Source organism: Streptomyces sp. NPDC058001, assembly GCF_042886315.1.
Taxonomy (GTDB): Bacteria; Actinomycetota; Actinomycetes; order Streptomycetales; family Streptomycetaceae; genus Streptomyces.
In genome coordinates, this window is record NZ_JBHVQT010000004.1 from 124,235 (window position 1) to 142,729 (window position 18,495).

Consider the following 18,495-nt stretch of genomic DNA (forward strand, 5'->3'; position numbering starts at 1 on the left):
TCCTCCATGACCGTTCAAGAACCCGTCGCCCACCCCCGTTTCGCCCAGGCACTGGAAGACCTCGGCCTTGCCTCGAACGTGCTGCCGAGTATCCGGCGCTTCCCGGAGGCGACCAGGACCGCCACCGAAGCCGCCGCGGCGATCGGCTGTGAGCTGAGCCAGATCTGCAAGTCCCTGATCTTCGCCGCCGACGGCGTCCCGGTCCTGGTCCTGATGGACGGCGCGTCCCGTGTCGACGTGGAGCTGGTCCGCCGCGAACTCTGCGCCGCGAAGGTCACCCGCGCCAAGGCGGACCTCGTCCGCGAGACGACGGGCTACGCGATCGGCGGCGTACCCCCGTTCGGTCACCGCACCCGTACCCGCGTACTCGCCGACCGCTCCCTCCTCGACCACGCCACCGTATGGGCCGCCGCGGGCACCCCGTACGCCGTGTTCCCGATGGACCCCAAGAGCCTGATCGCCCACGCGGGCGGCACCGTGGTGGATGTCCGCGAGCTGTCCGAGTGACCCCGCTGGTCACCGCGGCGGTGTTGTTCGCGGCGGTCACGCACGCCAGTTGGAACGCCATCGCGCACCGCATCACGGACAAACTCGTCGGCTTCACGCTGATCGCGGGCGGCGGCGCACTGATCGGGCTGCTCATCGCCCCGTTCGTGCCCCTCCCGGCGGCCGGCGCCTGGCCGTATCTGAGCGCCTCCGCGGTGATCCACATCGCGTACTACGCCCTGCTGATGCGGTCGTTCAAGCTGGGCGACTTCGGCCAGGCGTACCCGATCGCGCGCGGCACCGCGCCCCTCGTCGTGACGGTGCTCGCGGCCGTCTTCGCGGACGAGGTCCCGGACGGCTGGCAGGCCGCCGGGATCGCCCTGTCCTGCGCGGGCCTGACGGGCGTCGCGGTGTGGGGGCTACGGGGTCGGCGCCCGAACTGGGCGGCGATCGGGGCGGCCCTGGCGACCGGCCTGTCCATCGCCGCGTACACGGTCGTGGACGGTCTGGGCGTCCGTGCGGCCGGCACCCCGCTCGGGTACATCGCGTGGCTGATGATCCTGGAGGGCCTGGCCATCCCGGCGTACGCGGCCTGGCGCTGGCGTGGTGAATTCACCGCGAGACTACGGCCGTTCGCGGCGCACGGGCTGCTCGGCGCGGCACTGTCGGTCCTCGCCTACGGTCTGGTGCTGTGGGCCCAGACCCGCGCCGAACTCGCACCGATCGCGGCACTGCGCGAGTCGAGCATCATCGTGGGCGCGGCGATCGGCGCGATCTTCTTCAAGGAACGCTTCGGCGCCCCGAGACTCGTGGCGGCGGGACTGCTGGTGGCGGGCATCGGGCTGATGCTGCACGCGAGTTGAACCCCCAGAAGCCACCGCAGCCGTCGCAGCCCCCGCTACCTCCGCCGCCTCCGCTCATCAGGGTTCGCGTGGTGTCCTGAATACGGCGTCCAGCACCAGGGCGAGCAAGCGGCCGGGCTGCTCCGGGTCGTGGCCCTTGGCCGTGGACAGGGCGATCCCCACGACGAGTTGGACCAGATCGTCGGCGGTCAGATCGAGGCGGGCCGAGCCCCGTAGCTGAGCCCGCGCGAGCAGGCCGGCCGCCGCGTCCCTGATCACCTGATGGCAGTCGAGGCCGAGCCCTCCCGCCTCCTCGATCAGCAGGGCGCTGCCCATGCCCTGATTGACGCGGGCATGGTCCAGGAAGGCACCGAGCCAGCGCGCCAGCGCATCGTCGGCGGAGGTGCCGGACAGGGCGGAGGTGCCGGACGTGTCGGAGAGCAGCTCGTCCGCCAACTCGGCCAGCCGCCGGATGCGGTCGCCGAGCACGGCGGTCACCAGGGACGCGCGGTTCGGGAAGTGACGGTAGAGCGTCCCCGGGCCCACACCGGCCCGGCGCGCGATCTCGTTCAGGGACGCCTCGGGTCCCGCTTCGCCGAACACCTCCCGCGCTGCGGCCAGCAGCCGCTCCCGGTTCTGCCGCGCATCCGTGCGCCTCGGCGCCGCCGCCGAGCCGTTGTCGCGTCCGGTCGTCATCGCGCCCGCCCTTCGGTCGCCGACCGGGATGGTCGGGATGGCCGGGATAGCCAAACGGAGAACATCTCCGTATCGTACTGGCCATCAAGCGGAGAACCTCTCCGGAACGGCACGCCACACCTGCATACCGGCATGCGTCGGTGCGAGGAGGACGTATGACGGACGACGCATACACGGACCTGGGCCGCGTCGGGATCTGGACCTTCGCCTACGAGGGACAGCCGGCCCAGCGCGTACGGGAATCGGCTGCGGAGATCGAGGAGTTGGGCTACGGAGCCCTCTGGTACGGGGAAGCCTTCGGCCGTGACTCCTTCGGCCAGGGCTGGCTGCTGCTGTCGGCGACACGGCGGATCACCGTCGCGTCCGGCATCGCCAACATCGCCTTCCGGGACCCGATCGCCACCGCCACCGCGACCCGGACCCTCGGCGAGGCGTTCCCGGGACGCTATGTCCTGGGCCTGGGCGGACATCGCGTCGACGACACCGTCCATGAGTTCGACGGCTATCCCGTACCGGCCCGCGGCAGAGCCGTGACCAGCGTGCGCGCGTACCTGGACGCCATGGACGCGGTGCCCGCGCACGGCCCCGTCCCGGACCCGGCGCCCCGCCGCGTCCTGGCCGCGCTCGGCCCGAAGATGCTGAGCCTGGCCGCCGAACGGACCTGGGGCGCGCACCCCTACTTCGTGCCGGTCGAGCACACCGAGCTGGCGCGCCGGATCATGGGTCCGGAGGCGTTCCTCGCGGTGGAGCAGGCCGTGGTGCTCGACACCGACCTCGCCCGTGCCCGCGAGGTGGCCACGGCGCATGTCGCCGGCTATGTCGCGTCGGCGCCGCATCAGCAGGCGAACGTACGCAGGCTCGGCTTCGGCGACGCGGACATCGTCGGCGGCCCGAGCCGCCGCCTGGTGGACGCGATCGTCGCCTACGGGGATGTCTCAGCGGTCCGCAGGCGCGTACAGGAGCACCTGGACGCGGGCGCCGACCACGTCTGCCTGCAAGTCCTCACCGCCGACCCGGCCGCGCTGCCGGAGGACGCCTGGCGCGAACTGGCACCCGCGCTCCCCCTCGGCCCCGCCCCGTCCGTCCCCTGACCGTCCTCGTACTCAGGGCGAGAGGGCCAGGAACCCGGTGTTGACCGCGGTGATGCCGCCGTCCACCGGGAGGGTGACGCCGGTGATCCAGGCCGCGTCCGGTGAGGCGAGGAAGGCGACCGCCGCCGCGATGTCCTCCGGTTCGCCGACGCGGCCCAGCGGATACGCCGGCCGCAGCGCGTCCACGTCGGCGCCCCGGTCCGACCAGGCCCGGGTGCGGACCGTGCCGGGTGCGACCAGGTTGACGCGTACGCCGCGCGGCCCCGCGTGCCCGGCGAGCGTGCGGGTCAGCGAGATGAGCCCCGCCTTCGCGGCGCTGTAGGCGTGGTTGCTGAACGACTGGAGGCCGTTGACGGAGCCGACGTTGATGATCGCGCCCCGGCCCGACGCGGCGAGATGCGGCAGCGCGGCGCGGCTGCACCGGTAGGCGCCGGTCAGGGTGATGTCGAGGTCGAGCGCCCACACCTCGTCGGACTCGTCCTCGAAGAGCGGGGCGTCGGGGTGGCAGGCGTAGGCGTTGTTGACCAGGACGTCCAGGGAGCCGAACGCGCCGACGGCACGGTCGACCGCCGCCTCGACGGCCGCCCGGTCGGCGACGTCGCAGGCCAACCCCTCGGCCGTCGCGCCCTGTTCGCGCAGCGCGGCTGCGGTCTCCTCGGCCGCGACGGGGTCCAGATCGGTGACGAGCACCCGGGCACCCTCGTCGGCGAACCGCCGCGCGACAGCGGCCCCGATCCCCCGCCCGGCGCCGGTGACCAGCACCCCGTACCCGTCGAAACGGCCACCGCCCGTACGACTCACCTGATCCGTATGACTCATGGGACGGAACGTACGGCGGAATGTACCGCCTGGACCAGGGCCTGTGCCCGGGGATCCGAAGTGACGGACTCGCGCAGGCCGTTGGTGACGTAGCCGAAGGCGGTTCCCGTCGAAGGGTCGGCGAAGGCGAGGGGGCCGCCGCGACCCGGGTGGCCGAAAGAAGCCGGGCCGAGCAGCGGGGACGCCGGGCCGTGCAGCATGAAACCGAGGCCGAAGCGGGTGGCGATGACGAGGACGCGGTCGGGCCCCGCGGACTGCTCGGTGGCCGCGAGCGCCACGGTCTCCGGTGTGAACAGGCGGGCCCCGCCGTCGACTTCGCCGATCAGCGCCGCGTAGAACCGGGACAGCGCGCCGGCGGTCGCGATGCCGTTGGACGCGGGCAGCTCGGCCCTCCGGTACGCGGGGTCGTTCTCGTCCGCCGACGGGCTGATGGCGTCGAAGGCGCGGCGGGTGAGGGAGCCGGGGTCCGTGTACGCCTCGGCGACAGCGCGCCGGGGGCGGACGCGCGGCGCGCCCGGGGCGGCGGGCGCCTCGACGGGACCGATCCGGCCGACCCGCCCCGCCTCGGAGTCGGGCAGGCCGACCCACAGGTCGAGGCCGAGCGGTCCGGCGATCTCGTCGGCGATCCACCGCCCGACGCTCCGCCCGGTCACCCGCCGCACCAGCTCGCCGACGAGCCAGCTGTAGGTCTGCGCGTGGTAGCCGTGGTCGGTGCCGGGTGCCCAGGCGGGGCGCTGCGCGGCGACGGCGGCGGCACCGATGTCCGGGTCCGCGGCCTCGGCGGGGGTCAGCGACCGGTCGAGGGCGGGCACGCCGACGCGGTGGGACAGGAGGTGCCGTACGAGTGCCTGGTCCTTGCCCGCGGCCTTGAACTCGGGCCAGTAGCGGGCGACCGGCGCGTCCAGGTCGAGCTGTCCGCGCTGGTGGAGCAGGAGCGGCACGGCGGCGGCGACGCCCTTGGTCGCGGAGCGCACGATGTGGGCGGTGCCGTGCTCCCAGGGCGCGCCGTCCGGTCCGCCGTCGACATCGCGGGTGCCCGCCCACAGGTCCACGACCTGGCGTCCCGCGTGGTGCACGGAGACGGCGGCGCCGCGTTCGCCGCGCTCGTCGAAGTTGCGGAGGAAGGCGTCCCGTACGGGTTCGAAACCGGGGGCGACGGTGCCGTGCACGTTCACTGCCCGGGTCCCGTGGTCATGGAACGCACGGCGCGCGGGTCGAAGCCGAACGGCAGCTCAAGACGATGACGGCGCATCAGGTCCTCGTCGGTGAGCAGGTCCCCGATGGGACCGTCCGCCGCGATGACGCCGTCGCTGAGGATCAGCGCGCGCGGGCACAGTTCGAGCGCGTACGGCAGGTCGTGCGTGACCATCAGGACGGTGACGTCCAACGTCCGCAGGATGTCGGCGAGTTCACGGCGGGACGCGGGATCCAGGTTGGACGACGGTTCGTCGAGGACGAGGATCTCGGGGCGCATCGCCAGAACGGTGGCGACCGCGACGCGGCGCCGCTGCCCGAAGGAGAGATGGTGCGGCGGCCGGTCGGCGAAGCCGTCCATGCCGACCCGCTCCAGCGCCTCACGGACCCGCTCCGCCAGCTCCGCGCCCTTCATCCCGGCGGCGGCGGGCCCGAACGCGACGTCCTCACGGACGGTCGGCATGAACAACTGGTCGTCGGGGTCCTGGAAGACGATGCCGACGCGGCGCCGGATCTCCGCCATGTGCTCCTTGCCGACGGGCAGACCCGCGACGTGTACGGTGCCGGCGCCGCCGGTGAGGATGCCGTTGAGGTGCAGGACGAGGGTGGTCTTTCCGGCGCCGTTGGGACCGAGCAGCGCCACGCGTTCGCCGCGCTCGACGCGCAGGTCCACGCCGAAGAGGGCCTGGTGGCCGTCGGGGTAGGCGAAGGCCAGCCCGGAGACGTCCAGCGACGGGGGCGCCGATGAGGGCGACGAGGGTGCGGTCACGGGGTCCATCCCAGCAGACGGCTCGGCGGTCGGTTCACAGGGTCCACCCGAGCACGCAGACGACGAGTGCGGCACCGGGCAGGGCCAGGGCGTACGCCCACTGGCCACGGTCCGCGGTAACCTCGTCGATCGTCGGCATGGACCCGGCGTAGCCACGGCTGATCATGGCGAGGTGGACACGTTCGCCGCGCTCGTAGGAGCGGATGAACAGGGCGCCGGCGGACTTCGCGAGGACGCCCCAGTGGCGTACGCCCCGGGCAGTGAAGCCACGGGACTCGCGGGCGATCCGCATCCGGCGCATCTCGTCGGTGATCACATCGCCGTAGCGGATCATGAACGAGGCGATCTGGACGAGCATCGGGGGCAGTTTGAGGCGCTGGAGCCCGAGCAGGAGGGCGCGCAGATCGGTGGTCGACGCGAGCAGGACGGACGCGGCGACGCCGAGGGTGCCTTTGGCGAGGACGTTCCAGGCGCCCCAGAGCCCGTTCACGCTCAGCGAGATGCCCAGGACGTCGACGCGCTCGCCCTGCGCCACGAAGGGCATGAGCACGGCGAACGCGACGAACGGCACCTCGATCAGCATCCGCTTCAGCAGGAACCCGGGGGGTACGCGCGCGGCGTACGCGACCCCGGCGAGCAGCGCGCCGTAGACCCCGAAGGCCCACATGGCCTCGCGGGGCGTGGACACGACGACGACAACAAAGCCGAGCACGGCGGCGAGCTTCACCTCGGGCGGCAACCGATGCACACCGGAATGCCCGTGCCGATACAACTTGTGCGCATGCCCGGCCCCCATGTCAGCGCCGCCCGTCGGTCTCGGCGGGCGACGCCTCGGCGGCGGACCGGCGACGCAGCAGCAGGGAGACGCCCGTCCCCGCCACGACCGTCACGGTGACGCCGATGGCTCCCGCGAGGCCGCCGGAGAGGCGGGTGTTGGTGATGTCCTTGACGCCGTAGTCGGCGAGCGGTGAGTCGGCGGTGTGGTGTTCCTCGGTCTTCTTGTCGATGCCCTGGTCGTGGGCGACCTTCTCCAGGCCGTCCGGGCTGGCGGACGCGTAGAAGCTGACGCCGCCCGCGAGGACGACGGAGGCGGCGAGTCCGGCGAGCCACACCTTCCGGTGCGAGCGGGCGGCGACCGGGACCGGTACGACGGAAGGCGCGTCGACCAGTTCGCCGTTGATCCGCAGTTTGAGCGGCCGGGTCAGCCCCCGCGCCCCGTACACCAGGTCCGGCCGGACGGCGATCACGGCGCCGACCGTGAGCGCGGTGATCACGGCCTCGCCGAGCCCGATGAGGACATGGACGCCGACCATCGCGGTGGCGACCTTGCCGATCGAGACATCGGCGGTGCCCCCGACCGCGTAGATCAGAGTGAAGGCGACGGCAGCCGCGGGCACGGACAGGAGCGCCGAGACGAAGGCGGCGGTGGTGATCGAGCGGCGCCCGCGCGGCAGCACCTTCACCAGACCGCGGAAGACGAGGTACGCGACGACGGTGGTGACCAGCGCCATGTCCGTGATGTTCACGCCGAGCGCGGTGAGGCCGCCGTCCGCGAAGAGGACGCCCTGCATCAGCAGCACCACCGAGACACACAGCACCCCGGTGTACGGGCCGACCAATATCGCGGCCAGCGCTCCGCCCAGGAGATGGCCGCTGGTGCCGGCACCCACGGGAAAATTCAGCATCTGTACGGCGAAGATGAACGCGGCGACGAGCCCCGCGAGCGGCGCGGTCCGCTCACCCCCGAGCCCGCCGACCCCACCGGCCCCGCCGATCCCGGGTGGTCCGGCCAGTTCCCGCCGGGCCCCGCGCAGGCTCACGGCGACGGCGCCGGCCGCGACGACTCCGGTGATCGCGGAGACCGGCGCGTCGATGAATCCGTCGGGGACATGCATGGCGGGCTCCGCTTCCGGGGCGACGGGGAGTGCGACGGGGATCGCTGGGCTGAACCGTTCGATGATAGTGCCCTGTTGCGAACGGCTTGCAAGAGCAAGGCGAACACAAATAACCGCCTTCGTCGGAACCATATAAAGACGAAATATGGGACATTGGATGTCACAAGGGAACAAGTGTGAGGAGCCGGTGATGTCCGCCGTTGAGCAACACGCACGAGCCCACGTCGTCACGGACTCCACGGACTACTCCACGGACTCCGCAGCCGAGGAGCACACCGTCCCGGTCGCCCTGACCTACGACCCGGAGGCCGATCCGCCCATCGTCCGAATGACCCTGCCGGCCTCCGTCGGGACCGTACCGGGCGACTGGGTCTTCGACCGGGAGTTGCTGGAGAAGGGCCTCACCGCCCCGGCGGCCAGCGGAGACATACGGATCTGGCCCTGCGGCCGGGTCCAGGCGATCGTGGAGCTGCACACGGCGTCGGGTGTCTCCCTGGTGCAGTTCGACTCCCAGACCCTGATCCGCTTCCTCGGACGCACCTACGCGGCGACAGCGGCCGTCACCCACTGACCCCGCGCCACCACCACCCGTACAGCCGAACGGCCCGGGAGCAGTGCCGCTCGCACTGTTCCCGGGCCCTTTCGTCCCCGTACCGACCCCGTCCCCACGGGCGCGGTACGGACCGGGGCGCCCCCGCCCGGCGGCGGCCCCGGTGGTTCGGATCAGACCTTGACCAGCTCCCGCTTCTCGTCGGGGTCGTCCTGGCCGGTCCGGCTGTCGCGGTCGAGGTCCCGCAGGCCCTCGCCCTCGACGTCCACGTTCGGCAGCGCCCGGTCGAGCCACTTGGGCAGCCACCACGCCTTGTCGCCGAGCAGCGCGAGCACCGCCGGCACGATGGCCATCCGGACCACGAAGGCGTCGAAGAAGACGGCGATGGCGAGTCCGAAGCCGATCATCTTGACCATGGACTCACTGGAGCCGATGAACCCGGCGAACACCGCGATCATGATCACGGCCGCCGCGCTGACCACGCGGGCCCCGTGCCGGAAGCCGGTGACGATGGCCTGCCCTGACCGCTCCCCGTGGACGTACGCCTCCCGCATCCGGGTCACGAGGAACACCTCGTAGTCCATCGCGAGGCCGAAGACGACGCCCACCATGAAGATCGGCATCATCGACATCACGGGACCGGTCTCCTCGACCCCGAGCAGCGAGCCGAGCCAGCCCCACTGGAAGACGGCGACGACGGCGCCGAGCGCGGCGAGTACCGAGAGCAGGAAGCCGAGGGCCGCCTTGAGCGGGACGAGCACCGAGCGGAAGACGACGATCAGCAGCAGGAACGCGAGCCCGACGACCAGGGCGAGATACGGCAGCAGCGCGTCGTTCAGTTTCTGCGAGACGTCGATGTTCATGGCCGTGGCACCGGTGACCATGATGTCGGCGCCCTCATCGGCCTTGAGCGGGCCGCCGGCGTCCCGGATGGAGTGCACCAGGTCCTCGGTGGTGACACTGCTCGGCTTGGAGTCGGGGATCACCGTGATCATCGCGGTGTCCTCGGCCTTGTTGAACCGCGGCGGGGACACCGACACGACATCGTCGAGGCCCTTGATCGTCGCGACGACCTTGTCGGCGGCGGCCTTCGGGTCCGTGGCGCCCTTGAGGTCCGACGCGACCATGAGCGGCCCGTTGAAGCCGGGTCCGAAGCCCTTGGAGAGCAGGTCGTACGCCTGGCGCTGGGTCGTGGACACCGGCTGTGCGCCGTCGTCGGGCAGACCCAGTTCGAGCGAGGTGGCGGGTACGGCGGCGGCGCCGAGCGCGACGACCCCGAAGAGGAGGACGGCGAGCGGGCGGCGGACCACGAAGCGGGCCCAGCGGGTGCCCAGGTTCGGCTTGCCCCCACGGCCACCGGACCCGGTGACCTGTGCGGTGGCCGGTACGGGGGTGGCTTCGGCGTTCTTGCGGCCCCGCCCGAAGAGCTTGCCGCCCGTCCGCCTGCCCTTGGCTCCCATGGGACGTACCCGCTTGCCGGCGTAGCCGAGGAGCGCGGGGATCATGGTGAGCGCGATGAGGACGGCGATGACGACGGTGCTCGCGGCGGCGATGCCCATCTTGGTGAGCATCGGGATGTTCACCACGGAGAGTCCGACGAGCGCGATCACGACGGTGAGCCCGGCGAAGACGACGGCGGATCCGGCGGTGCCGACCGCCCGTCCGGCCGCGTCCTCACGTTCCCTGCCCTCGGCCAGTTCGGCGCGGTAGCGGGAGACGATGAACAGGGCGTAGTCGATACCGACCGCGAGGCCGATCATCATCGCCAGGATCGAGGTGGTGGAGCCCAGGTCGAGCACGTTCGCCAGGGCGGTGATCGAGGAGACGCCGATGCCGACGCCGATGAGCGCGGTGAGCAGGGGCAGTCCGGCGGAGACCAGCGAGCCGAAGGTGATCACCAGAACGACCGCTGCGACGGCGATACCGATGATCTCCGTGGACCCGGTCTCCGGTACGGCCTGGAGCGCGTCACCGCCGATCTCGACGGTCAGCCCGCTCTCCCTGGCGTCCTGCGCGGTGTGTTCGAGCGCGTCCTTGGAGGCGTCCTTCAGCTCCATGCCGGAGACCTTGTACGACACCTGTGAGTAGGCGATGGTCCCGTCGTCGCTGACCGACTTGGCCTTGAACGGGTCGGTGGCACCGGCCACCTCGGAACCGGTACCGAGATCCTTGACGGCCTTCTGGACGGCGGCCTTGTTGCCCGGGTCCGTCATCTTCTCGCCGTCGGGGGCCTGGAAGACGACCCGGGCGGTGGCGCCGTCCGCCGCCGAGCCGGGGTAGCGCTCTTCGAGCAGATCGAAGGCGCGCTGTGCCTCGGTACCCGGGATCGAGAAGGAGGCGGAGCCCGCGGTGGGGGCGTTGGCCGCTCCGACGCCCGCCAGCGTGAGGAGGGCCACCCAGATGAGGGCGACGAAGTGCCGTCGCCTGAAGGCGAGCCGGCCGATTTTATAGAGGAATGTGGCCACGGAGGGGTACTCCCGGTCAGGTCGTGGAGGTGCGAGGGCAGGGGTCACCAGCCCGACGACGTGAGCGGTCGCGTCAGGTGGAGCAACGGGGAGATCTGGGGTGGGGAAAGCCGGGTCAGACGCCGAGAGCGGGGAGGATCACGGAGTCGACATAGGTCATGAGGAACGCCTGCGTGGGTGGTCGCTCGTCGACGAGTTCCCGGGCCACGAACGCACCGATCAGCATGTGCGGGACGAACCCCAGGGCGGGGTTGTCCGCTCTGATCTCCCCGCGCTCGACGGCGCGGCGCACGATCCGGTCCAGCTCGGCGAGTTCGGGTTCCACGAGCAACTCGCGGAACGCACGCAGTAGTTCGGGGTCGCTGTGCACCGCCATGGCCAGACCCCGCATCAGTGCGGAACTCTGTTCCATCTGACAGTCGTCCTCACGGTTGAGGATGACGTGGAAGTCCCCGCGCAGGGAACCGGTGTCGACCTCGGCGATGCGCAGTGGTTTCTGGCACCGGAGCGCCATGACGACCAACTGCGGCTTGCTTCCCCACTGTCGGTAGAGGGTGGCTTTGCTGGACCGGGTGCGGGTGGCGACGGCGTCCATGGTCAGGGCGTCGTAACCGACCTCGCGGAGGATGTCGAGCACGGCCGTGTACAGCTCGGCCTCGCGCTCGGGGGTGATCCGGCTGCGACGCGTCGTTGCGACCTCGGCCATGACTCCCCTTCCCGAACCAGCTCCCGTACGAAACTGTTTCGTACCTCTAGAACGATACCCCAGCCCCTAACGAAACGAAACTGTTTCGTACGTGTCCAACACCACATGGCTCACTCGGCGGCAGCCACGGCTACCTCGGCGGCAGTTTCGGGCGGGTCAGGTCCGGTACGGCCGTGTAGTCGGGTGGGGTCGCCGCCGGGCGGTGGATCAGCAGGTCCAGGGCGAGCCGGACCGCGTCGTCCAGCTGGGCGTGCCGGCCCTCCGCCCAGTCCAGCGGGGTGCGCAGCACCGGCAGATCTGGTTCCACGCCATGGTTCTCGACGGACCATCCGTACTCGTCCAGCCAGGCCGCGTTCATCGGCACGGTGATCACCGAACCGTCGCCGAGCCGGTGCCGGCCGGTCATCCCGACCACCCCGCCCCAGGTGCGCTGGCCCACGACCGGGCCGAGCTTCAGCAGTTTGAACACGGCCGTGATCATGTCGCCGTCGGACGCGGTGGCCTCGTCGGCGAGGGCGACGACCGGGCCGCGCGGGGCGTTGGACGCGTACGACACGGGCTGCGCGTCGCGGGTGAGGTCCCAGCCGAGGATGGTGCGGGTCAGCTTCTCGACCACCAGCTCACTGATGTGACCGCCCGCGTTGCCGCGTACGTCCACGATGAGGGCCGGGCGGGAGACCTCCATCCGCAGATCGCGGTTGAACTGCGCCCAGCCGGAGCCGCCCATGTCGGGGATGTGCAGATAGCCGCATCTGCCGCCGCTCAACTCCCGTACCACCTCACGGCGTTTGGCCACCCAGTCCTGGTAGCGCAGCGGGCGTTCGTCGATGAGGGGGACCACGGCGACGCGGCGGGAGCGGCCCTCGCCCTCGGCGGGCCGGAAGGTCAGCTCCACGGTCGTACCGCCCGCCGCCGCGAGCAGCGGGAACGGGCCCGCCACCGGGTCCACCGGGCGGCCGTCGACATGGGTGAGGACCGCGCCCTCGCGGATGCCGGCACCGGCGAGCGGGGAGCGGGCCTTGGAGTCGGAGGAGTCGCCGGGCAGGATCCGCTTGACCATCCAACCGTCGTCCCTGCGGACGAGGTTGGCGCCGAGCAGCCCCTGGGCGCGCTGGTAGTGCGGCGGGCCCTCGTTGCGGCGGGCGGCCGACACATAGGCGTGCGAGGTGCCGAGTTCGCCGAGGACTTCGCGGAGCAGATCGGCGAACTCGTCGGGGGACGCGACCCGTTCGACCAGCGGCCGGTATTGGGCGAGTACGGCGGGCCAGTCGATGCCGCACAGATGGGGTTCCCAGAAGTAGGCGCGGATCAGCCGCCCCGCCTCCTCGTACGCCTGGCGCCACTCGGCCGTCGGGTCGACCTCGTGCAGGATGCGGCGCAGGTCGATCCAGACCGTGGAGTCGCTGTCGCCGATCTCGGCGGACGGCACCGCCCGCAGTACGCCGTCGTCGAGGACGACCAGGCGCGATCCGTCACCGCTCACCTCGAACCAGTCGAGATCGGCGACGAGTTCGGTCCTTCTGGCCTTGGTGATGTCGAAGTGTTCGAGGGTGGGGCGGCCCGAGGTGTCGGACGGGTTGGCGAAGGTCTCGCCGAGCGCGCCGGAGATCGGCCAGCGCAGCCAGACCAGACCGCCGCCCGCGACCGGGCAGAGCGCCGAGTACTTCGACGCGGACACGGGGAAGGGCGTGACCCGGCTTTCCAGGCCCTCGATCTCGACCATCACCGTGCCGTCGCCGGTGTCGCCCTCGACCGGGTCCATACCGCCCGCGGCGGGCCGCCCGTCCGGCTGGAGCGCGAAGGGCGACGGGGTCGCGGAGGAGAGGGGGACGAGGTAGGGGCGGCAGCCGAGCGGGAAGGACAGGTCGCCGGTGTGCACGTCGTAGACGGGGTCGAAGCCGCGCCAGGACAGGAACGCGAGATAGCGGCCGTCGCGGGTGAACACCGGGTTCTCGTCCTCGAAGCGGCCATTGGTGACGTCCAGGACCGTGCGGGCGCCCGGTCCTTCGATCCGGGCCATCTTGATCTGGCGCAGCGAGCGGCCGATACCGGGGTGCGACCAGGTGAGCCAGCCGCCGTCCGGCGAGAACGCCAGATCCCGTACGGGCCCGTTGATCGACCGGATCAGCTCGGTCGCCTCGCCGGTGGACTCCTCGGTCGCGTCGAGCAGCAGCAGCCGCCCGTCGTGCGCGGCGATGGCGAGACGCTCGCCGTCCGGGTCGGACACCATCTCCAGGACGCGGCCCAGGTCGCCCGAGGCGAGCCGGCGCGGGTCCCGTTCGCCGGAGGCGCGCGGCAGATACGCGATCTCGACGGCGTCCTCGCCCTCGGCGTCCGTGACATAGGCGACCTGACCGCCCGAGCCGAGCATCTCCGGGAGGCGGACCCGTACGCCCGGGGTGTCCGCGATGGTGCGGGCGGGGCCGTCGCGGTGGGTGAGCCAGTACAGGCTGCCGCGCACCACGACCGCCGAGGCCCGCCCGGTCTCGTCCACCGACAGTCCGTCGACGTGCTGCGCCGCCGGGACCTGGTACGGGCGCCGCCCGGAGCGCGGTCCGCCGAGCCGGACGTCGAGACGGCGCGGTACGGAGTCGGGGTCGAGGTCGTCCACGATCCACAGGTCGCCCGCGCACTGGTAGACCACCCGGGAGCCGTCCGACGAGGCGTTGCGGGCGTAGAACGCGTCGTGGTCGGTGTGCCGCCGCAGATCGGTGCCGTCGGGCCGGCAGGAGTAGAGGTTGCCGACGCCCTCGTGGTCGGAGAGGAACGCGATGCGGTCACCGACGAACATGGGCGATTCGACATGCCCGCCCAGATCGGCGAGGAGCCGCTTGCCGTGATGCCACAGCCGTCCGGTGGCGCCGCCCCGGTACCGCTTCCAGGAGGCGGGCTCGTGCGGTGGGGTGCCGGTGAGCAGCAGGGTGCGCCGGTCACCGTCCCGCCCGGTGACCGCGATGTCCGTGACCGGGCCCCAGGGCAGCCTGCCGCCCGGGGAGCCGTCGACCGGGACGCTGTACGCCCAGGTGTGGTACGAGAACGGCTCCCCGTGCGAGGCCACCGCGAGGATGTAGTTGTGCCCGTCCCGGTCGGGCGGCGACCAGCCGCGCACCCGGGTGTCGACGCTCCCCCAGTACGTCAGCCGCCGCGCGGCCCCGCCGTCCACCGGTGCGAGATGGATCTCCGGGTCGAGGCTGCGCCAGGTCGTGTACGCGATGTGCCGTCCGTCCGGGGCGAAACGCGGGTGGCCGACCTTGGTCCGGTCGACGGTGACCCGCCAGGCACGGCCCTCACCGTCGAGCGGCGCCACCCAGAGATCGTCCTCGGCGACGAAACACAGACGACCACCATGAAGATGCGGAAACCGCAGATAGGCATGGCTCACCCGTCCATGCTTTTCCCCCCAGGTGCCCTCGGCAACTCGGCCCGGGTACGCCTCCCCGTCCCGCCCGGGTACGCCGCCCCGCTATTCCCGCTCCCTCCGTACCTGCTCGTCAGCCGCCCCGCCCTCCCCCACCAACCCTTTCGGCACCGCCCCGAGCCGCGGTTCGAAACGCCGCATCTCCCTCCGCCCTACGGTCCCGATCACCGCCGGCAGATACCCCCGTACCGATTGCGTCCCGCGCAGCCACCACTGGGCGTAGACATGGGCGGAGCGCCGCTCGATCCCTGCCACGATCCGGTCGACGGCCGGGCCCAGCGGATACGTCTTGTTCGACGGCCACGGCAGCCGCTGCCGCAACTCCCGCATCACATCGTCCTGGTCGGCCCCGCGCACCATGTCCGTGTCGGTCCAGGACAGATACCCGACGCCGACCCGCACCCCCTTGTACCCGACCTCGGCGCGCAGGCTGTGCGCGTACGCCTCGACGCCCGACTTGGACGCGCAGTACGCCGTCATCATCGGCGCCGGTGTGATGGCGGCGAGCGAGGCGATCTGGAGCAGATAGCCGCGGCTCTCCATCAGCAGCGGCAGGAACGCCCGCGCGGTCACCGCGGACCCGATCAGGTTGACCTCGATCACACGCCGCCACGCCACCGGGTCCGAGTCGACGAAGGGGCCGCCACTCGCGACGCCCGCGTTGGCGACGACGATGTCGACCTTGCCGAACCGTCCCTTGACCTCCTGGGCGACGCGCGCCATCGCCTCGTGGTCGGTGACGTCGGCGTACCAGTGGTCGCCCTCGGTGTGCAGCCGCTCCGCGACCCGCTTCAGCGCGTCGGGCTCCAGACCGACCAGTGCGATCTTCGCGCCGCGCGCCGACAGCTTGCGCGCGAGGAGTTCCCCGACACCGCGTGCGGCGCCGGTGACGACGACGACCTGCCCTTCCAGGCTCACCCTGCTCATGCGGACGCAGCTCCCTTCGCCGGAATGTCTTGCACCTGAATGTCTTGCACCTGGACGTCTTTCGCCTGGCCGTCCTTCATGTGGACGTGTTTCGCCTGGATGTAGGTGGAGGCCAGTTCGCGGATCCGGCCGGTGACCGCGTCGGGTGCCTCGACGGGGGTCATGTGACCGATCCCGGTCAGTTCCGTCAGGCCCACGCAGTGCGGCAGCGCGGCGGCGATCCCGCGGGCGTGCACGGGCGGAGTGAGCCGGTCCGCCGTGCCGGCGACGACCGCGGTGGGCATCGTCAACTCCCGTACCCCGGCGTCGAGTTCGAGCGTGTCGAGGACATGCGACCAGCCGTACCTGACGGCCCGGGGGCAGGCGTGCACGATACGGGCGCACGCCTCGACCTGGTCCGGTGAGGAGCCGGGACCCATCGTCCCGTACCGCAGGATGCGCCTGGCCAGGGGTGTCACCGGGCCCAGCGGGGCGCGGGAGCCGAGGACCGAGCGGGTCAGCCGGGTGCGCAGGGCGCCCGCGCGCAGCGGCAGCACCCGCGACTCTGCGACGAGGTGTGAGCTGCCGGTGCTGCACAGCAGGACGGCCGCCGCGCGCTCCCGGAAACCGTCGCGTCCGGCCGCCGCCATGACCGTCATCCCGCCCATCGAGTGCCCCACGAGGACGGCTTTCCCACCCGGCGCGAGCGTCGCGTCGAGTACGGCCATGAGGTCGTCGGCGAGGGCGCGCGTGCTGTAGCCGTCGGGCCCGGTGGGCGCGGGGCTGCGGCCGTGACCGCGCTGGTCGTAGACGACGACCCGGTGATCGGCGGCGAGGTCCCGCACCTGCCGCGCCCAGAACGCCGTCGAGCAGGTCCAGCCGTGCGCGAGGACCACGGTGGGCGCGTCGTCGGGGCCGTGCGTCTCGACGTGCAGACGGGCGCCGTCGGCGGAGACGACGGTCAGTTCACGGGCGGGCGCCGGGGGCGCGTACGGGCCCGACATCACATGCGTCAGCCGGCTCACGCTCCCGCCTCGACCTTCTTGGTACGGGCGCCTTTGCGCGCCGGTGCCTTCGCTGTCGTCGGCGCGGGCTCGGGCTTGGGCTTGGGCTTGGGCGGCCGGATCACCTCGTACTCGGCGAGATCGACGCGACGCGTGGCGCCCCGGAACTCACTGGTGGTGCCCGGCCAGACGGTCGTGTTACGCCCTTCGGAGTCGAGGTACCAACTGCTGCACCCCCCGGTGTTCCACACGGTCCGCTTCATCCGCTCCTGGACCTTGTCGTTCCAGGCGCGGACGGCGTCCGGCCGTGCGGTGAGGGCGACTTTGCCGCCGAGGACGTCGAGTTGCCGGACGTAGTCGGCCAGGTAGTTCAGCTGGGACTCGATCATGAGGATCATCGAGGAGTTGCCGAGGCCGGTGTTGGGGCCGATGACGGTCATCCAGTTGGGGAAGCCGACCGCGCTCGCGCCGCGCAGCGCCGCCATGCCGTCCTTCCAGGTCTCGGCGAGGGTGCGGCCTTCGGCGCCGACGACCCGGTCGGCGATCGGCATGTCGGTGACATGGAAGCCGGTACCGAAGATGATCACGTCGACCTCGGACTCGGTCCCGTCGGCGGCGACCACGGTCGACCCGCGCACCTCGGCGAGCCCGGAGGCGACGACGTCGACATTGGGCCGGGCGAGCGCCGGATAGTAGGCGTTGGAGAGCAGGATGCGCTTGCAGCCGATGCGGTAGTCCGGGGTCAGCTTGGCGCGCAGTTCCGGGTCCTTGATCGCGCGGGCGATGTTCCGCTTGGCCAGCTTCTCGACGAGGCCGAGTTCGTCGGGGCGCTTGGTGAACGCCTGCACCTGGAGTTCGCGGATGCCCCACAGCAGCCCGCGCCGCGCCTTCGTGGTGAACGGCAACTGCCGGTGCAGCCAGCGTTCGGCGCCGCTGATGGGGCGGTCCACGCGGGGCATCACCCAGGGCGGGGTGCGCTGGAAGAGGGTCAGCTTCGCCACGTCCGGCTGGATGGCGGGCACGATCTGGATGGCGGAGGCACCGGTACCGACCATGGCGACACGCTTGCCCCGCAGTTCGGCGTCATGGTCCCAGCGGGCGGAGTGGAAAACCTGACCGGGGAAGGTGTCGATCCCGGGAATGGCCGGGATCTTGGGATCGGAGAGGGGCCCGGTAGCGGAGACCACGAAGTCGGCGGTGAGGGTGCCGGTGGCTGTCTCCACCTCCCACCACAGGTTCTCGGTGTCCCACCGCATCATCGTCACCTCGGAGTCGAAGCGGATGTGCGGACGCAGCCGGAACACATCGGTGACGTGCTCCAGGTACGCGCGGATGTGCTCCTGCCCGGAGAAGGTGCGGGGCCAGTCGGGGTTGGGCGCGAACGAGAACGAGTACAGATGGCTGGGCACGTCACAGGCACACCCCGGATAGCTGTTGTCGCGCCAGGTCCCACCAACGGCCCCCGACCGCTCCAGCACGACAAAGTCGGTAACCCCCTCACGCCGAAGCCGAACAGCAGCCCCCAGCCCCCCGAACCCACTCCCGACCACCACGACACGAACATGCTCGAACGCCATCCGATACCTCCCCTGCCCCATGACGATGCCAGTAACCACTGGCATGATGGCGAGAGTAGAGCAGGAACGTACTCGTG

Annotated in this window: 16 protein-coding genes; 4 read left to right on the top strand and 12 right to left on the bottom strand. The window is 71.5% G+C overall.

The window, feature by feature from the left end; genetic code table 11:
- Window positions 1-6 precede the first annotated feature (6 nt).
- Window positions 7-507 (top strand): YbaK/EbsC family protein, encoded by a 501-nt coding sequence (locus ACFVT5_RS10300; protein WP_389883912.1) that lies wholly within the window; start codon window positions 7-9, stop codon window positions 505-507.
- Window positions 504-1,349: an EamA family transporter gene (locus ACFVT5_RS10305; RefSeq protein ID WP_389883914.1), complete on the top strand. Its 846-nt coding sequence runs from the start codon at window positions 504-506 to the stop codon at window positions 1,347-1,349. Before ACFVT5_RS10300 ends, ACFVT5_RS10305 begins: the two co-directional genes overlap by 4 nt.
- A 57-nt stretch (window positions 1,350-1,406) precedes the next feature.
- Here ACFVT5_RS10305 and ACFVT5_RS10310 read toward each other — a convergent pair whose 3' ends face one another.
- Window positions 1,407-2,024: a TetR/AcrR family transcriptional regulator gene (locus ACFVT5_RS10310; protein WP_389883917.1), complete on the bottom strand. Its 618-nt coding sequence runs from the start codon at window positions 2,022-2,024 to the stop codon at window positions 1,407-1,409.
- Between the two features lie 155 nt (window positions 2,025-2,179).
- Between ACFVT5_RS10310 and ACFVT5_RS10315 the strand changes: the two genes are divergently transcribed.
- Window positions 2,180-3,115: a TIGR03620 family F420-dependent LLM class oxidoreductase gene (locus ACFVT5_RS10315; RefSeq protein WP_389883920.1), complete on the top strand. Its 936-nt coding sequence runs from the start codon at window positions 2,180-2,182 to the stop codon at window positions 3,113-3,115.
- Window positions 3,116-3,127: 12 nt separating this feature from the next.
- Here the strand turns inward: ACFVT5_RS10315 and ACFVT5_RS10320 are convergent, their stop codons facing one another.
- Genes ACFVT5_RS10320 through ACFVT5_RS10340 form a run of 5 tightly spaced genes read right to left on the bottom strand, consistent with a single transcriptional unit; the run spans window position 3,128 to window position 7,792 of the window.
- The gene (locus tag ACFVT5_RS10320; protein WP_389883923.1) at window positions 3,128-3,934 is read right to left on the bottom strand and encodes an SDR family NAD(P)-dependent oxidoreductase; all 807 of its coding nucleotides are present in this window, start codon (window positions 3,932-3,934) and stop codon (window positions 3,128-3,130) included.
- On the bottom strand, window positions 3,931-5,109 hold the full coding sequence (locus tag ACFVT5_RS10325) for a serine hydrolase domain-containing protein (RefSeq protein ID WP_389883926.1): 1,179 nt from the start codon (window positions 5,107-5,109) through the stop codon (window positions 3,931-3,933). Before ACFVT5_RS10325 ends, ACFVT5_RS10320 begins: the two co-directional genes overlap by 4 nt.
- On the bottom strand, window positions 5,106-5,906 hold the full coding sequence (locus tag ACFVT5_RS10330; RefSeq protein WP_389883929.1) for an energy-coupling factor ABC transporter ATP-binding protein: 801 nt from the start codon (window positions 5,904-5,906) through the stop codon (window positions 5,106-5,108). The genes ACFVT5_RS10325 and ACFVT5_RS10330 overlap by 4 nt, the downstream gene beginning before the upstream one ends.
- A gap of 25 nt (window positions 5,907-5,931) precedes the next feature.
- Entirely contained in the window at window positions 5,932-6,693 is a 762-nt protein-coding gene (gene cbiQ / locus ACFVT5_RS10335; protein ID WP_389883932.1) for a cobalt ECF transporter T component CbiQ, read from the bottom strand.
- A gap of 1 nt (window position 6,694) precedes the next feature.
- Entirely contained in the window at window positions 6,695-7,792 is a 1,098-nt protein-coding gene (locus ACFVT5_RS10340) for an energy-coupling factor ABC transporter permease (protein WP_389883934.1), read from the bottom strand.
- A gap of 190 nt (window positions 7,793-7,982) precedes the next feature.
- On the opposite strand from ACFVT5_RS10340, the gene ACFVT5_RS10345 reads away from it, so the two are divergent.
- Complete coding sequence (locus tag ACFVT5_RS10345) at window positions 7,983-8,363, top strand: SsgA family sporulation/cell division regulator (protein ID WP_389883937.1); 381 nt, start codon at window positions 7,983-7,985, stop codon at window positions 8,361-8,363.
- Window positions 8,364-8,515: 152 nt separating this feature from the next.
- Here the strand turns inward: ACFVT5_RS10345 and ACFVT5_RS10350 are convergent, their stop codons facing one another.
- From ACFVT5_RS10350 to ACFVT5_RS10375, 6 genes are all read right to left on the bottom strand, one after another.
- Window positions 8,516-10,807 carry an MMPL family transporter gene (locus ACFVT5_RS10350; RefSeq protein WP_389883940.1) on the bottom strand — a complete coding sequence of 764 codons (2,292 nt, stop codon included), beginning with the start codon at window positions 10,805-10,807 and terminating at the stop codon, window positions 8,516-8,518.
- A gap of 115 nt (window positions 10,808-10,922) precedes the next feature.
- A complete protein-coding gene (locus tag ACFVT5_RS10355) occupies window positions 10,923-11,513 on the bottom strand; it encodes a TetR/AcrR family transcriptional regulator (protein ID WP_389883943.1) in 591 nt (196 codons plus the stop codon).
- 130 nt (window positions 11,514-11,643) lie between these two features.
- Complete coding sequence (locus ACFVT5_RS10360; RefSeq protein ID WP_389883946.1) at window positions 11,644-14,895, bottom strand: S41 family peptidase; 3,252 nt, start codon at window positions 14,893-14,895, stop codon at window positions 11,644-11,646.
- An 81-nt stretch (window positions 14,896-14,976) separates the two neighbouring features.
- A complete protein-coding gene (locus ACFVT5_RS10365) occupies window positions 14,977-15,858 on the bottom strand; it encodes an SDR family oxidoreductase (protein WP_389883949.1) in 882 nt (293 codons plus the stop codon).
- On the bottom strand, window positions 15,855-16,862 hold the full coding sequence (locus ACFVT5_RS10370) for an alpha/beta fold hydrolase (RefSeq protein ID WP_389883952.1): 1,008 nt from the start codon (window positions 16,860-16,862) through the stop codon (window positions 15,855-15,857). Before ACFVT5_RS10370 ends, ACFVT5_RS10365 begins: the two co-directional genes overlap by 4 nt.
- Entirely contained in the window at window positions 16,859-18,418 is a 1,560-nt protein-coding gene (locus tag ACFVT5_RS10375) for a flavin-containing monooxygenase (RefSeq protein ID WP_389883955.1), read from the bottom strand. The genes ACFVT5_RS10370 and ACFVT5_RS10375 overlap by 4 nt, the downstream gene beginning before the upstream one ends.
- Between the last annotated feature and the right edge of the window lie 77 nt (window positions 18,419-18,495).

Bases quoted from the DNA above. Each gene is read 5' to 3' on its own strand.
- ACFVT5_RS10300 (WP_389883912.1), top strand. From the start codon at position 7: ATGACCGTTCAAGAACCCGTCGCCCACCCCCGTTTCGCCCAGGCACTG.
- ACFVT5_RS10310 (WP_389883917.1), bottom strand. From the start codon at position 2,024: ATGACGACCGGACGCGACAACGGCTCGGCGGCGGCGCCGAGGCGCACG.
- ACFVT5_RS10315 (WP_389883920.1), top strand. From the start codon at position 2,180: ATGACGGACGACGCATACACGGACCTGGGCCGCGTCGGGATCTGGACC.
- ACFVT5_RS10320 (WP_389883923.1), bottom strand. From the start codon at position 3,934: ATGAGTCATACGGATCAGGTGAGTCGTACGGGCGGTGGCCGTTTCGAC.
- ACFVT5_RS10330 (WP_389883929.1), bottom strand. From the start codon at position 5,906: ATGGACCCCGTGACCGCACCCTCGTCGCCCTCATCGGCGCCCCCGTCG.
- cbiQ (WP_389883932.1), bottom strand. From the start codon at position 6,693: ATGGGGGCCGGGCATGCGCACAAGTTGTATCGGCACGGGCATTCCGGT.
- ACFVT5_RS10340 (WP_389883934.1), bottom strand. From the start codon at position 7,792: ATGCATGTCCCCGACGGATTCATCGACGCGCCGGTCTCCGCGATCACC.
- ACFVT5_RS10345 (WP_389883937.1), top strand. From the start codon at position 7,983: ATGTCCGCCGTTGAGCAACACGCACGAGCCCACGTCGTCACGGACTCC.
- ACFVT5_RS10355 (WP_389883943.1), bottom strand. From the start codon at position 11,513: ATGGCCGAGGTCGCAACGACGCGTCGCAGCCGGATCACCCCCGAGCGC.
- ACFVT5_RS10365 (WP_389883949.1), bottom strand. From the start codon at position 15,858: ATGAGCAGGGTGAGCCTGGAAGGGCAGGTCGTCGTCGTCACCGGCGCC.
- ACFVT5_RS10375 (WP_389883955.1), bottom strand. From the start codon at position 18,418: ATGGCGTTCGAGCATGTTCGTGTCGTGGTGGTCGGGAGTGGGTTCGGG.